We start from the raw sequence: 734 nt of genomic DNA, 5'->3' as shown, positions 1-734 counted from the left end.
TTCGTTTATTTCCATGTCCAGAAGAAAACGGGGAAACATCATATAAGATGGCAGGCTTGTGTCTGCTGTCAGAAAGTCCGTCATGTGTTCACCTCCAATCACAATGGTTTATTCTCCAAGAAAATCCCAGTCTATATCACGATCCGGCTGTTCTTTTTCAGGAGCTGGAAAGGGCATCCTGATGGGGGATTCCCTTTCCAACATGCCTGCAGTCAGCCCGGACAGAAAAATCGGCAATGACTGTTTCAGGCTGTGTTCTACTGCTTCTACAATCTGTTTCACAAAAAGTTCTTCCCGTTCCCTTGTTTCCAGATAGGGATCAGCCTGAGTGCGGTAGTAGCGGTCAAAATAATCGACCAGTGCAAGGGAGATTACCTGGCTGTAAGATTTAAAATTCTGTCTGTCCATCGTCTGTAAATATTCCCAGGCTCTCCGCTGCTGGTCTTTGTCCAGATTAAATCGCAGGTTTGTGTTGCGGATATGGTTCTGCATGGCTTATCCCCTCCTTTTCAGGCTCATATAAGCCAGAGATTCATAACCTTTGGCAGTGGCACAGATATCATCAAGGATGGTAACTCGTGATTTGTCATACGCTCCAAAGTTACGGATCAGGCATCCACCGCCTCCGACCACATACAGGCGCATCAGGCCAGGATTGTATTCATATTTGCGGAGCGTGGCAAAAATATCTGTGACATACTGTCTGGCAACAGCAGTAATACAATCCAGATAAG

At 46.0% G+C, this 734-nt stretch carries 1 protein-coding gene and 2 pseudogenes; all 3 read right to left on the bottom strand.

What is annotated here, in order from left to right; genetic code table 11:
• Window positions 1-84: pseudogene (locus LJE12_RS20870) on the bottom strand (replication initiator protein A); the annotation flags it as partial.
• A gap of 24 nt (window positions 85-108) precedes the next feature.
• Window positions 109-492, bottom strand: coding sequence for a hypothetical protein (locus tag LJE12_RS19650; protein WP_005428271.1), 384 nt, complete (start codon window positions 490-492; stop codon window positions 109-111).
• Between the two features lie 3 nt (window positions 493-495).
• Window positions 496-734 (bottom strand): annotated as a pseudogene (locus LJE12_RS19645) (ParM/StbA family protein); the annotation flags it as partial.

The organism is Blautia sp. DFI.6.71 (assembly GCF_020593585.1).
Taxonomy (GTDB): domain Bacteria; phylum Bacillota; class Clostridia; order Lachnospirales; family Lachnospiraceae; genus Blautia_A; species Blautia_A wexlerae.
This window is presented reverse-complemented; position numbering and strand designations above follow the sequence as displayed.